We start from the raw sequence: 12,925 nt of genomic DNA on the forward strand, positions 1-12,925 counted from the left end.
CGACTGATCCAATACCAAAAACGGGACCGATCAGCTCAAGCAAGCAATGACGGCGTTTCTCGCACGCATCCATACGCGGCGGAAACGATGATATTTCTGATGCACGGCATTGGCAGTACCCACAACACCGCGAGACCGCGGAGGGACTGCCTGTTGACGCGACATTTCGGGGAACTCTATGACTCATCGTAGCACTGAAGCAGCATTGCCTGCTTCAACCGTGGCTGGCCAGCCAGCGTTGGCGCGCTTGCGCGCCCGCGCACAGGCCATTTCGGCACGTGGCGTTTTGACCACGGCACAACACACACTGACAGTCTTCGGCATTTCCGCCCTGGCACTGATCGCCCTGCTGATGTTCCGCCCTGACCTGGGCAAGCAACTGACGCACAGCCTGTTCCCGCTGCCGATGGCAGAGGCGCAAGCCGTTGAAGCACCGGCCCTGTCCGCACTGATGGAAGCGCCTGCTTCCGTGCAAACGGCCGCCGCCAGCGATACCCCGCTGACCAAGGAAGAAAAAGCCTTGCTGGGCACGCAAAAGCAGCAGCAATGGGTTACCAACTGGCTCTCCAAGCGCTACCGCGTGGCCAACGACGCGACCAATATGCTCGTCTCGACGGCTTACCTGACGGCCCGCGAAATCAAGCTGGACCCGCTGCTGATCCTGGCCGTGATGGCCATCGAATCGGGCTTGAACCCGTTCGCGGAAAGCCCCGTCGGCGCGCAAGGCTTGATGCAAGTCATGTCGAAAGTGCACCACGAGCGCTTCCAGGAAATGGGCGGCGTGCAAGCAGCGCTGAACCCGGTCGCCAATATCCGCGTCGGTTCGCTGATCCTGAAGGATTACGTCACGCGTGGCGGTTCCGTCGAAGCGGGCCTCAAAACCTACGTGGGCGCCGCCAACTTCGCCACCGACTCGGGCTACGGCTCGCGCGTGCTGGCCGAATACCGCCGCCTGAAACAAGTGTCGGCCGGCCAGCGTGTGCCGACGACGACGCCGGTGATGGCATCGAACACGCCAGCGCCAGCCAAGGCGCCGGCAGCGGAAAGCGGCATCACCATCAAAGTACTGCCCCACAACGAGATCGCCGGCCTGTGACCCTTTAAAAGCCCTCACAGGGGCATCCAAAAAGCAGCACCCAGTAAAAAAGCCACCGCACGCAAGTGCCGGTGGCTTTTTTATTGCCCTGCGGCACTGGCCGCAGGAACTGCTCTCTATATTACTTGCGCTTGTTGGCGCCCACTTCTTCCTCGCGGAATTTCACTGCCAATTTATCCAGCACGCCGTTCACATACTTGTGGCCATCGATACCGCCAAACGACTTGGCCAGCTCGACCGCTTCGTTGATGACGACGCGGTACGGGATTTCCATGTTGTTCTTCAGCTCGAAAGCGCCGATCAGCAGGATGCCGTGTTCGATGGGCGACAGTTCCGCGATATTGCGGTCGATCAAGGGTGCCATGCTTTCGCGCAGCGCCAGCGAATCCTTGATGGCGCCGTACAGCAACACCGTGAAATGATCGCCATCGGCCTTGTCGAAACCATGCGCGGCGCGAATATTGTTCACGACGGTAGTCGCGTCTTCATTGTTCAGCAGCCACTGGTACAAGCCCTGCAGCGCAAACTCGCGCGCGCGGTGACGCGGCGTGCGGTTTTTGCTGGGATTGGCGAGCAAATTTTTCTCAGTCATGATTGTTACCTGTTCTTAAATACGTGTTCACTACAAATTCCGGCGAGACACCGCAGTGCGCTTTTAGGCAGCGCAGCCGCGGCTCAAGCGTGCGTGAGAAGGATGTCAGGGCCAGGCGCGAGGCCGAAGACAGTACGAAAGTACGGCGAGGCCTTGCAACGCAGCCATGGCATTCTTATCACACGCGCTTAGTCTTCGTCGGTGTCCTGCAACTCTTCCAGCGCTTGCGCCAGATTAGCCATTTCCACTGCCACGCGTGCCGCTTCTGCTCCCTTGACCAGCATGCGTACTTCCGCTTGCTCGTCGTTTTCAGTCGTCAACACTGCGTTGGCGATGGGGATGCCGTAATCGAGACCGACGCGCGTGATGCCCGCGCCCGATTCGTTCGATACCAGCTCGAAGTGGTAGGTTTCACCGCGAATCACGGCGCCCAGTGCGATCAGGGCATCGAATTGCTCGGTTTCCGCCATTTTTTGCAGAATCAGTGGGATTTCCAGGGCGCCCGGCACGGTCACGTGCAGGATATCTTCATCGGCCACGCCCAGCTTGCTCAACTCTTCCAGGCATGCCGACAGCAAGCCACCACCGACGATTTCATTGAATCGTGCCTGGACGATACCGACGCGCAAACCTTCGCCGGCAAAATTAGTTTCGTATGCTCCTACGGTCATCATATGCCTCTTTAATCTGGTGGTTCAGGGCGACATGCACATGTCGCCATCGTTTACTCTACATCGACGCCTGACAAAATCGTAGCGAGCGGCAGCGAGTTGTGGTCGAGAAGCGCAACTGTACGAAGGTACAGTGAGCATCACAGGCCGCAAATCGCGACGCGCAGTAGATTTAGTCAGGTGTCCTGGCCTGGGTGGCACTGAAAACCTGTTACTTCCAGGTCGAAACCGACCATCGACGGCATCTTGCGTGGGCTGGCCAGCAATTGCATCTTGCTCACGCCCAGGTCGCGCAGGATTTGCGCGCCGATGCCGTAGCTGCGCAAGTCCATGCTGGCGGCGCGGCCTTTCGGCTTGGCTTGCGGCGTATCGAGCGCAGCGAACTGGGCAAACAGCTCGCCCGACGTCTCGCCGCAGTTCAGCAAGACCATCACGCCCCGCTCGGCCTGCTTGATGGCGGCCATCGAGGCGGCCACCGTCCACGAGTGGGTAGTCGCTTCGCTTTCCAGCACGTCCAGCAGGGAAACGGGCTGGTGAACGCGCACCAGCGCTTCCAGGCCGGGGGCCAGGTCGCCATGCACGAGGGCCAAATGGGCCGACGCGCTCGGCTTGTCGCGGAAGGCGATCAAACGGAATTCGCCATGCGCCGTATGCAGGGTGCGCTCGGCAACGCGCTCGACCAGGGACTCCGTCTGGCTGCGGTAATGGATCAGGTCGGCAATCGTGCCGATTTTCAAGCCATGTTGCTCGGCAAACAACAGCAAGTCCGGCAAGCGCGCCATGGTGCCGTCGTCCTTCATGATTTCGCAAATCACGGACGCGGGCGTCAAGCCGGCCATGGCCGTCAGGTCGCAACCGGCTTCCGTATGGCCTGCGCGCATCAGCACGCCGCCTTTTTGCGCTTTCAGCGGGAAGATATGGCCAGGCTGGACGATATCGCTAGGCTGCGTGCCCTTGGCAACCGCGACCTGGATGGTCTTGGCGCGGTCGGCGGCGGAAATGCCCGTCGTCACGCCTTCGGCCGCTTCGATGGACACGGTAAAATTGGTGCCGTAGGCGGTGCCGTTGCGCGATGTCATCATCGACAGGTTCAGCTCGTCGCAACGCTCTTCCGTCAGGGTCAGGCAGACCAGGCCACGCGCATGCGTGATCATGAAATTGATGGCTTCAGGCGTCACGAAATCGGCGGCAAGCACCAGATCGCCTTCATTTTCCCGGTCTTCTTCATCGACCAGTATCACCATGCGGCCGGCGCGCAATTCAGCGACGATCTCTTCGGTGCTGGATATTGACATTATTCATCCTCTGAAGACACCTGGCAAAACCTGCTGCGCGTCGGTATAGGCGGCTTGCGATGCTCACCGTACCTTCGTACGGTTGCGCTTCTCAGCCACCTCTTCCTTCCGCTCGCGACGGTTTTGCCTGGCGTTGTTAATGAAACTAAAAACTGAAATATCGAGCGCGAAAATTCCGCGAATTTCCGGGAATTTCCGGGAATTTTCTTATAACCTGCTATTTTAAAGGATTTAGCGCTTGCAGACCTGAAATAAGACAGCTTTGCGGCACGGATGCCACCGCCTGCCCCGCAAAGCGCCAATTCCCTGATCCAGCGCACACGGCGGCGGCAAGACGCGCGCCGCCGGCCTTGCAAAGAGCATAAGATCAACCCGTCACCGCCACGGCGCTGACGCCCCATTCGCAGCGACACCCCACACAGGAGCGGCACTATGAAAACCAACGGATCGGCCATCTGGTCAGGCGGCATCAAGGATGGCAAGGGCGCCATCAGCACGCGCAGCGGCGCCTTGCAGGAATACCCCTATGGCTTTGCCAGCCGCTTCGAAGGCAAGCCGGGCACGAATCCCGAGGAACTGATCGGCGCCGCCCACGCGGGTTGCTTCACCATGGCCCTGTCGCTGATCCTCGGCGAAGCGGGCCTGACGGCGGAAAAGATGGAAACGACGGCCGAAGTGACCCTCGACAAGGTGGACGACGGCTTTGCCATCACGGCCGTCCATTTGATCCTGAAAGCGAAAATCCCCGGCGCCAGCCAGGCTCAATTCGAGGAATTGACGGCCAAGGCCAAGGCCGGCTGCCCCGTGTCGAAGCTACTGAAAGCCAATATCACGCTGGACGCCACCCTGCTGCCCTAGATTTTCGTTACGGGCTTGACGGGCTCCACGGCAGCGACGGGCGCCACCAGCGGCAGGCGCGAGTCGCTGGCCGGCAGTGGCCGGTTCATCAAGCCGGGATTCAGGGCTGCATTGTTCAGGTTATACGCGGCGATGGCCGCCGCCACGGACGGGTCTTGCGAGGAAGGCGGCGGCACGGCCATGCCCGCGTTTTGCGCGGCCAGCTCTTGCGCCTGCGCATTTTGCTGGGCCAGCTGGGCTTGCGCCGTCGCCAGGCCCGCATCGGCTTGTCCCTGCGCTGCGCGCGCCAGCGACTGGGCCCGGTCGGATGCCGCCTGGGCCGCCATCTGCGCGTCGCTGGCGGCCAGCTGCGCCCGTACCGCATCGTCCGCCGCCGCTTGCGCCTGCTGCTGCAAGCCCTGCTGCCGTACTTGCCCCTGGCGCAGCTCATCCACGCGCGCAGCGTCCTGTTGCTGCGCCTGCTGATCTGTATTCATGCGTTCGGCATCCAGGCGCTGGGCATCGATGCGCAGGTTGTCCGTGCGCTGCGTCTGCAGCAAGTCCGCGGCATTGTCGGCCTGTTGCGCTGGCGGCTGGGGCCGCAGCTCCTGCAAGTCCAGGTTCAGTTCTTCCGCTTCCAGTTGCCGCTGCAGTTCCAGTTGCCGCTGCGCAATGGCGGCCGTCTGCGGCGGCGCCGCGTCGACGGGCTGCAGCGCGGCCTGCGACGCCTGTACGGCGCCGGACGGCAGTGTTTCTCCCGTCAAATCCGCTTCGACACCGGCCGCCAGCGGTGCGCCCTGCTGCCGGGCCAGCACGGCGCCCACTTGCGCCAGCACCTCCGTTCCCTGTTGCAATGCGTCCAGGGTGGCATTGCTGTCGGCCGCATACGCTGCTTGCAACGTTGCCGCATCGACATCTTCATTGCGCAAGTCGATGCCGATGCGGGCCAGTTGTGCTTGCGTAAGCAAGCTGCCGTCCTGCGCCAGCGCCGTGGCTGCATCCGTCGTGCCGTCGCCCGACAATAAATCGTAGCGCTGCGCCAGGCTGCCCGGCGTGTCGCCGGCCGTGGCCAGCTGGCTGGCGTCGATGCCGCTCGTTTGCAGCTGGGCGAACGATTCCGTCAGTTGCCGCGCCAGCGCCAGCAAGTCGTCATTGACATTCACGGTGGTATTGGCCGCCCTGGCCTCTTCCGTGGCGCCCTGCAAGGCCAGCAGTTGCCGGCGCGATAAGGCCACGCCGGACAGGAACTGGCCCAGCGGGGAGATGTCTACCTGCGTCGAGGAAAGTATTGCAAGGGCAGCCGCCGCGCCGGATGCCGGCACGGGCTGCGCCGGCGCCAGAGCTGCCGTTGCGCCCACGCGGGACGTGGCCGGGATGGTGTTGGGCACGGTTGCGCGCGAAATCGGGTCCATGGCTAGCCTCCACTGCGGAAAGCTTCATAGTATGCGCGTCTGCAAGAAAAGCAACACACGCCTGGCAAGGCGGCTGTGTTGCCGTGTTCAGTTCTTATATCAGGCGGCGGCCTTGTCCAGCGACAGCATGCGCTCGACATAGCGGGCGATCAGGTCGATTTCCAGGTTGACCTTGCCATCCACCGTCAAATGTTTCAAGGTCGTCATGGCGATCGTGTGCGGGATCAGGTTGATCGAGAAGCGGCAGCCGTTGACGGCGCCCGCGCCCAGGTCCTCCACGCGGTTGACGGTCAGCGACACGCCATTGACGACGACGGAACCCTTGAAGGCCAGGTATTTCGCCAGTTCGTGCGGCGCTTCGATCACCAGTTCCCACGATTCGCCCACGGCTTCGAACTTGCGCACGATGCCCAGGCCGTCGACGTGGCCAGACACCAGATGGCCGCCCAGGCGCTCGGCCAGGGTCAGGGCTTTTTCCAGGTTCACTTCCGTGGTGGTATCGAGGCCCACGGTGCAATTGAGGCTTTCACGCGAGACATCGACGGCAAAACCCGTGTCCGACTTTTCCACCACCGTCATGCAGGCGCCATTGATGGCGATCGAATCGCCCAGGGCCACGTCGGCCAGCGGCAAACCGCCCGCGTGAATATTCAGGCGCACGCCTGCATCGAGGCCGCCGTCGAGCGGTTGCACGGTTTCAATCTTGCCGATGGCGGCAACAATTCCTGTAAACATGGAGCTAACCTTATAAAAAGTGTAAATCTATTAAGTACGCTGGGCGAATCTTGCAAGGATACGCACATCTTCGCCCACTTGCTGAACCTGGTGAAATTGCAAAGTGCGCTGCTGCTTGATATCCGTCAAGGCGGGCAAGGTAAACATGCCTTGCGCATCGCCCAGCAAGGTGGGCGCCAGGTAGACCAGCAACTCGTCGACGCAACCTTCGCGGATCAGCGAACCGTTCAGTTTGGCGCCTGCCTCGACGTGGACTTCATTGCATTGCCGGCGTCCCAGTTCCAGCATCAGCGCGGCCAGGTCGACCTTGCCGGCCGCGTTCGGCAACAGGATGACTTCGGCACCCAGCGCCTGCAGTTGCGCCTGTTTCTCCGGGTTGGCGACGGCCGCCACGATCCACGTGCCGCCGCCCTGCAGGATGCGCGCGTCGAGGCTGATGTCGAGCCGGCTGTCGACGACGATGCGGCGCGGCTGGCGCGGCGTCTCGACGGCGCGCACGTTCAGTTGCGGGTCGTCCGCCTTGACCGTGCCGATGCCCGTCAGGATGGCGCAGGCGCGCGCGCGCCAGGCGTGGCCGTCGGCGCGCGCTGCCGGCCCCGTGATCCACTGGCTCTGGCCATTGTGCAAGGCCGTCATGCCGTCCAGGCTGGCCGCCGTTTTCAAGCGCACCCACGGCTTGCCGCGCTGCATGCGCGAAAAGAAACCGATATTCATTTCATGCGCCTCGTCGGCCAGCACATCCGTCGTGACGGCAATGCCGGCCGCTTCCAGCTTGGCCAGCCCCTGCCCTGCCACCAGCGGATTCGGATCCGTCATGGCGGCCACGACTCGGCCCAGCCCCGCGCGCACGAGCGCATCGGAGCATGGCGGCGTGCGGCCATGGTGGTTGCACGGCTCCAGGGTGACATAGGCCGTGGCGCCGCGCACGTCGTTGCCGCGCGCCGCCGCATTGGCCAAGGCTTGCACCTCGGCATGATCCTGCCCGGCCGCCTGCGTCACGCCGGCGCCGATCACCTGGCCATCCTTGACGATCACGCAGCCGATGCGGGGATTGGGCGAGGTCGTGTACAAACCGCGCGCCGCCCATTCCAGCGCCAGGCGCATGCCATCGATATCGTTGAGTATTTCCACGGGCTTCTTTGATAGTGAGTGATAAATGAGTCGGATTAGATGAGTCGGATTACGAACTGTCGGCCACGCCGCTGCAATTGGCCGCTTGCTGCTGCGGGTCGCACACGCGCACCCTGCCCAGCATATTGATTTTAATATGGCGCACCTGCTTTCCCAAAGCCAGGGACAGGGTACCCCAGCGCGCCGCCAGGCTATTGGTCGCGCTGCAACTACGGCCTGCGCCATTGTAGGCGATATAAAACGGCGCCGTGGCCGACGAAAACGCGAACTGGGCCGTGATGCCCTCCGGCAGCGGCCCCTGGCGGAACAGCAATTCGTCATCGCCATCGAACGCCAGGTTGGCATTGCGGTCGATGAATGCCAGCCAGCCCGTGCGCCAATCCACGCCACCGGGCCCGGCCGGCATCAGCAGCACGCGCTGCCCCCGCGCCATCGCCTGCGCCCGCGTCAATTCGATGGCCGAGAACAAGTCCGTGGCCGCCGCCCGCACCTGCTGGCGCGCCAGCACCTGCTGCAGACTGGGCATGGCGGCGGCCGCCAGCAGCGCGGCAATCGCCAGCACGGCCAGCAATTCGAGCAAGGTATGCCCCGCCCGGCGTGGCTGCTTGCGCGAACGGACAAACCAGGGCCGGCCGCAGGAAGGCGAAAGGCGGCATGACAGTAAATCCCCCCTGCCTCGTGCCCGCGCCAGCGCAACCATGGCCTAGGGCCAGCAATGGCTGGCGGGACCGCTGCTGCCGCGCTGGCCCGTGCTGTTCAAGGACAGGACGCCGCAATCGGCATCCTGGAATTGCGCATCGACCTTGGCCGTGCCCGGCATGGCCCGCAACAGCACGCATTGCCCGATAGTCGCGCCGGGGCAGGCCAGCGCCTCGATTTCATACGCGCTGCCGGCAGCCGGTCCTTCGCCGGACCACCAGGGAAACTGCTGCGCCTGCAGCGCGGGCGACGCCGAGGAAAAGGCCAGATAGTGATTGTTTTGCGAATAATAGCGCTCCTGCTGCTGCATCAGGCGCAGCAGGGCCGCCTGCCCCTGCACCCGCTTGGCGCGCACGACATGGCCGTGGTAAGCGGGCGCGGCCAGCGCCAGCAACAGGCTCACGATCGCCAGCACGGCCAGCAGTTCGATCAGGCTGAAGCCCGGCGGGTTGGCAGCAGGAGCGCCTCCGTTTGCAGTGCACCAGTTCCGCCTTGCCAACGTCCCCATGCGATTTCCCCCTTTCCAAAAAGCGCCAGCCGATACGCTGCGCCGGCCTTGCCCACGCCTATTTTTTCTTGGCCGCCTCGTGCAATTCGCGCCAGTTCGCCACTTCACGCCAGCTGAGGCGCCGTGCCGGCAGCGATGCGCTGACGACCTTGAGCGCCGCCCCGCTGCCTGCGCCGGGCAAGCCCGGTTGCAGCACGGCCAGTTCCTTGCGCCCCTCGGCCCGCCCTGCCGCCGTCGGGGCGCCCACCGTGCTGTTCAGTTCGAGCGCCAGCGGCGGCGCGCGCGCCAGGCCATCGAACAAACGCCCCGTCTGCGCGCCCGCCTGCACGACACCGGCGCCATCGGCGGCAAAACCGCTCAGCACATCGAGCACGTACAGGCGCGTGGCCGGCTTGGCGCAAGGGTCGCGCCCCGGCAAGACGGTGTTGAAGATCACCTTGCCGGCGGCCAATACGGGACTGCTGACGCTGCGTTCGCCCGTTTGCCCGGTATTGAGGAAATCGAGGTACCAGCCGCGCATGGCGTCGCTGCCCGTGTAGCGCAATTCGGCGCCGTCGACGCGCACGCCGCCCGCCGCCTCGCCCAGGCTGCGCTGCTCCAGGTCGGCCCGGCTGCGCGTGGAAGATGATTCCCGCACATCGTCGTGCACGGCATAAAACGATTGCGACAGGAAGGCGGAAGGCCAGGTATCGGCCGCTTCGACCAGCTTGCCCGTGCCGAACAGCAGCACATAGCCGCCTCCGGGCGCGTAGGCCACGCTCAGTTGCTGCGTCACGGGCTGGCGCCGGCCCTGCGCATCGCGCGCGACAAAGACGAGCTTGCGTCCCTGCCCCTCCTTCCACGGCGGCCCGCCAGCCATGTCGAGGCGCCAGATATTGCCCTGCAAATCGCCTGCATACATATACGCCAGCGCGCCGTCGCTGCCCGGCACCACGGCGGGCGGACCCAGCGCCCGGGGCATGGCGTCCACATCCGCATCAACGTTCGCGTCCGCATCAGCGTCATGGCCGCCCCCACCACCGCTGGCCACGGGCACCTTGAGGCGGAAGTAATTACTTCCCAACACCCATGGCGTGCCGGGCGCCTTGTCCAGCGCCAGCAGGAAGATGGCGGCGGCCGATGCGGGCGCCGTCGTGTCCTTGCCATCGTTCACATGATTGTTGTAGCCGCTGGCGACGATGGCAAAGTCGCGGTAGGCCGGCGCGGCCTCCTTGCCGCCCATATTGATGCGGGCGAAGGCGGGCGGCGCGCGCACATTGCCCATCAGCCTGTCGTCGCGGTCCGTAAATTCCCACAGCGCCCCGTCTTGCCCGAAGCGCGCCGGGTCGGTGATGTCGAGCGCAAACACACCCTGCGCCCCGCCGCCCATGCCCGACACCAGCACCGTCTTCCAATGTCCCAGCGCCAGCACTTCCGCCGTGGCCGCCGCACCGTCGAGCAGCGGGCCGGAGCTGTAGTGAGTGCTTGCAGCGGCTGGCGCAAGGTGCAGCAGCGCTTGCGGCAGATAGGCAAACAATTCGCTGCCCGTGCGCGCATCGAAGGCATGCAGCAAGCCGTCGCTGGCGCCCAGGTACAGCATTTTGCGCCGCTGCAGCAGCGCCTGGCGGTGCAAGCCATAGCCGGTACCCGGCATGCCCAGCCCGGGCGCGCCCACGTACACGAGATTGCCATAGGGTGCTGCGCCCAGGCTGCCTGACCTGCGCCGCAGGAAACCGCCTGGCTGGCCCACCTCGTGCGTGCGCTGGCCCAGCAGGTACGCCAGGCGCGCCTCGCCCCGGCCATCGCCACTGTCGAATGCGCCGCGCTGCGCTGCGTCGAGGCGGTTCCAGGCCAGCGGCATCAGGCTGCCCTGGGCGTCGAGCGTGTAGACGGGACGCAAGGACGCAGGCGCGCCATCCGGCACGGGCTTGTCCTGTCCACCGGCAATCCACCATGGCTTGCCGGGAAGCAATGCGCCATCGGCTCCCACGGCAAACGCGGTGCGCGACAAGGTCATGCCGCCGTCGGCCAGGCGCAGCTGCGTCTGGAACCAGTATGCCTCTTCCGTGCCGGTGGCCAGCGCCATCAGGGCCGGCCCTGCGAGCGCCGCCGGCAAGGTGCCCTTATCGGCTGCTGCGAAGGCTGCGCGCAGTCCCGCGATCAGGGCGGCCGGATCGCTGCCGGGCAAGTAATGACCGGGCCAGCGGCCATCCAGGCTCCATTCATCCAGCGCGCCGCCCGTCGCGCTCTTGAAGGGGTTGGCGTCGCCATTCGCATCGAGAAAGCCGCCATACTTGGACGCCAGCAGCAAGGGTGTAGAGGCGGGAGTGGCGGCAGATTCGCCGGCCGGGTCGCCCTGGCGCAAGTCGCCCGCATAGTGCTCGACCTTTGCACCGCCGTCGTTCTTGCCGCCGGGACGCAAGGCCTGCACGTGCGACCAGTAGGCCAGGCCCGCCGCATGGTAGCTGGCGCCGCCCGCTCCGTCGGCCAGCCATTCCAGCGCCGCCAGTTCCGGCCGCGGCGCGGGATTGCCGGGCGTACCACCGCTTTCCAGGCTGCCCACCGCATGCGTCCAGGCCATCGCATCGAACGGCGGCGGCGCAAAACTGTCCGGCGCGCGGGCGCGGTCGCCGGATGCGGCAGGAGGGACCGGGACATTGCCGGGCACGTAACGGTCGCCCGCCATGCCCGCATCGCCGAGGCTGACGACGATGTGGCGCTGGCAACTGGCCGTTTGCGGGTCGCTCCATTGGGTCACGACCGGCAAGCCGTCGTCGATGGCAGGCGGGGCCGTGGCAGGCGGCACCGGGGCGCTCGCTTGCCGTCCCTGCAGGTAGCGCAGCGATTCGTACAGCAATTCGGCCAGCGGCGCCGCCCTGGCGTACGCGCCAGGATGCCCCGCATTGCCGCGGCCCAGGCCATTGATGTAAGCGGTCACCCCGCCGCCAAGGCCCGCGCCCTGGGCCGCAGCTTCGGCCAGATACACGCCGGTGGCGGGATTCCACTCGGCGCCGGCATTGTCTTGCGGCAAATAGTCGGGCGCCGTCCAGCGCTGCCTGCCCACGTGGGCCAGCGGCGCGCGCAGCACGCCGCCATACGCGGGGCCGGCGCTGGCGGGCATGCCGTTCAAATGACCAAACACGCCCACGCGCACCCTGCCGCCATGGCGCTGCACGGCGCCCACCGGCTTGTAGTTCTTGCCATACGCCAGGCACAAGTCGTCGCGCAGCGGTCCCTCATCAGCGTCGCACACGCGCACGCGCGCGAGGAACACCCCGTGCGTAGCAGCAAGGCTAGGCGCATCGCAAGTGCCGCCCGCAGACTGGCCAAGGCTGGCGTCGCCGAACAGCAGGCGGTTGCGGCAGGACACGATGGCCAGTTGCGCCAGCGCAAATGGCGTCGCCGCCACCACGCCGGCCTGCAAGACCTTGCGCGGGAAAAAGACGGGGTGGGCAAAAAAGTCGATGGGGCTGTCGGCGTCAGGCAGGTGGGCGCGCTGCAGCACCGTCTTGCGCACTTCGTCGATGACGCGGTCGCCGCCCGTCAGCGCATAGCGGACGAGGTCGAGCATGCTGGTGCTGGCCCAGTTGAGAAAGTTGCCGCTGAAACTATCGCCGCCGCAACCGTGCAGCGCATCGGCCGGTTTCAGCACGGAGAAGTAAGCGGTCGCTACGCGCAAGTCCGGCAGCATGACGCCATCCTTGCTGCGATACGGATAGCTGTAGCACATGCGCGCATGAAAATACCCTGCGTACTCGCGCTGCGGCGCATACTCGCCGCCATATGCGGCAGCGGCCGCCGCATGCGTGAGGGACAGGTTGAGCAGCAGATTCGGCGGCACCCTGGCGCCGTGCAAGCCCGCGTCGGCCCGCGCCAGCGTCACCGGCGGGACGGCGGCGGCAAGGGCGCCGCCGCAACAGAGGCTGGCCAGACAGGCCAACAGCATCAGCCAGACGCAGCCGGCATGCCG

11 protein-coding genes are annotated in these 12,925 nt (G+C 65.0%); 2 read left to right on the forward strand and 9 right to left on the reverse strand.

Going from position 1 to position 12,925, the window contains the following annotated elements:
* Positions 1 to 178: 178 nt before the first annotated feature.
* Positions 179 to 1,096 carry a lytic transglycosylase domain-containing protein gene (locus O3300_RS16435; RefSeq protein WP_180278601.1) on the forward strand — a complete coding sequence of 306 codons (918 nt, stop codon included), beginning with the start codon at positions 179 to 181 and terminating at the stop codon, positions 1,094 to 1,096.
* A gap of 121 nt (positions 1,097 to 1,217) precedes the next feature.
* Here O3300_RS16435 and nusB read toward each other — a convergent pair whose 3' ends face one another.
* The 3 genes from nusB to ribBA all read right to left on the reverse strand — a co-directional run bounded on the left by nusB (position 1,218) and on the right by ribBA (position 3,654).
* Complete coding sequence (gene nusB / locus O3300_RS16440) at positions 1,218 to 1,688, reverse strand: transcription antitermination factor NusB (RefSeq protein ID WP_034786595.1); 471 nt, start codon at positions 1,686 to 1,688, stop codon at positions 1,218 to 1,220.
* Between the two features lie 188 nt (positions 1,689 to 1,876).
* A complete protein-coding gene (gene ribH, locus O3300_RS16445; protein ID WP_034759563.1) occupies positions 1,877 to 2,359 on the reverse strand; it encodes a 6,7-dimethyl-8-ribityllumazine synthase in 483 nt (160 codons plus the stop codon).
* A gap of 176 nt (positions 2,360 to 2,535) precedes the next feature.
* The gene (gene ribBA, locus O3300_RS16450; protein ID WP_289899303.1) at positions 2,536 to 3,654 is read right to left on the reverse strand and encodes a bifunctional 3,4-dihydroxy-2-butanone-4-phosphate synthase/GTP cyclohydrolase II; all 1,119 of its coding nucleotides are present in this window, start codon (positions 3,652 to 3,654) and stop codon (positions 2,536 to 2,538) included.
* 432 nt (positions 3,655 to 4,086) lie between these two features.
* Here ribBA and O3300_RS16455 point away from each other — a divergent pair, with 432 nt between their 5' ends.
* Positions 4,087 to 4,512, forward strand: coding sequence for an OsmC family protein (locus O3300_RS16455; RefSeq protein WP_099664963.1), 426 nt, complete (start codon positions 4,087 to 4,089; stop codon positions 4,510 to 4,512).
* Here the strand turns inward: O3300_RS16455 and O3300_RS16460 are convergent.
* The 6 genes from O3300_RS16460 to O3300_RS16485 form a co-directional block, all read right to left on the reverse strand.
* A complete protein-coding gene (locus tag O3300_RS16460) occupies positions 4,509 to 5,903 on the reverse strand; it encodes a hypothetical protein (RefSeq protein ID WP_305053538.1) in 1,395 nt (464 codons plus the stop codon). The two genes, O3300_RS16455 and O3300_RS16460, sit on opposite strands and share 4 nt — an antisense overlap.
* 99 nt (positions 5,904 to 6,002) lie before the next feature.
* On the reverse strand, positions 6,003 to 6,638 hold the full coding sequence (locus tag O3300_RS16465) for a riboflavin synthase (protein WP_034786589.1): 636 nt from the start codon (positions 6,636 to 6,638) through the stop codon (positions 6,003 to 6,005).
* A 30-nt stretch (positions 6,639 to 6,668) separates the two neighbouring features.
* Positions 6,669 to 7,742, reverse strand: a complete 1,074-nt coding sequence (gene ribD, locus O3300_RS16470) for a bifunctional diaminohydroxyphosphoribosylaminopyrimidine deaminase/5-amino-6-(5-phosphoribosylamino)uracil reductase RibD (protein WP_369812300.1) — start codon at positions 7,740 to 7,742, stop codon at positions 6,669 to 6,671.
* Positions 7,743 to 7,818: 76 nt separating this feature from the next.
* Positions 7,819 to 8,430, reverse strand: a complete 612-nt coding sequence (locus O3300_RS16475) for a GspH/FimT family protein (RefSeq protein WP_369812301.1) — start codon at positions 8,428 to 8,430, stop codon at positions 7,819 to 7,821.
* Positions 8,431 to 8,472: 42 nt separating this feature from the next.
* Positions 8,473 to 8,976, reverse strand: coding sequence for a type IV pilin protein (locus tag O3300_RS16480; protein ID WP_305053540.1), 504 nt, complete (start codon positions 8,974 to 8,976; stop codon positions 8,473 to 8,475).
* A gap of 58 nt (positions 8,977 to 9,034) precedes the next feature.
* The gene (locus O3300_RS16485) at positions 9,035 to 12,901 is read right to left on the reverse strand and encodes a PilC/PilY family type IV pilus protein (protein WP_305053541.1); all 3,867 of its coding nucleotides are present in this window, start codon (positions 12,899 to 12,901) and stop codon (positions 9,035 to 9,037) included.
* Positions 12,902 to 12,925: the final 24 nt, after the last annotated feature.

The sequence above is a fragment of the Janthinobacterium sp. SUN206 genome (assembly GCF_030587305.1).
Lineage (GTDB): Bacteria > Pseudomonadota > Gammaproteobacteria > Burkholderiales > Burkholderiaceae_D > Janthinobacterium > Janthinobacterium kumbetense.

What these genes read in the sequence shown, in the direction of transcription:
- O3300_RS16455 (WP_099664963.1), top strand. Translation starts at nt 4,087, where the DNA reads ATGAAAACCAACGGATCGGCCATCTGGTCAGGCGGCATCAAGGATGGC.
- O3300_RS16480 (WP_305053540.1), bottom strand. Translation starts at nt 8,976, where the DNA reads ATGGGGACGTTGGCAAGGCGGAACTGGTGCACTGCAAACGGAGGCGCT.
- nusB (WP_034786595.1), bottom strand. Translation starts at nt 1,688, where the DNA reads ATGACTGAGAAAAATTTGCTCGCCAATCCCAGCAAAAACCGCACGCCG.
- O3300_RS16435 (WP_180278601.1), top strand. Translation starts at nt 179, where the DNA reads ATGACTCATCGTAGCACTGAAGCAGCATTGCCTGCTTCAACCGTGGCT.
- O3300_RS16465 (WP_034786589.1), bottom strand. Translation starts at nt 6,638, where the DNA reads ATGTTTACAGGAATTGTTGCCGCCATCGGCAAGATTGAAACCGTGCAA.
- ribBA (WP_289899303.1), bottom strand. Translation starts at nt 3,654, where the DNA reads ATGTCAATATCCAGCACCGAAGAGATCGTCGCTGAATTGCGCGCCGGC.
- O3300_RS16485 (WP_305053541.1), bottom strand. Translation starts at nt 12,901, where the DNA reads ATGCTGTTGGCCTGTCTGGCCAGCCTCTGTTGCGGCGGCGCCCTTGCC.
- ribH (WP_034759563.1), bottom strand. Translation starts at nt 2,359, where the DNA reads ATGACCGTAGGAGCATACGAAACTAATTTTGCCGGCGAAGGTTTGCGC.
- O3300_RS16460 (WP_305053538.1), bottom strand. Translation starts at nt 5,903, where the DNA reads ATGGACCCGATTTCGCGCGCAACCGTGCCCAACACCATCCCGGCCACG.
- ribD (WP_369812300.1), bottom strand. Translation starts at nt 7,742, where the DNA reads ATGCGCCTGGCGCTGGAATGGGCGGCGCGCGGTTTGTACACGACCTCG.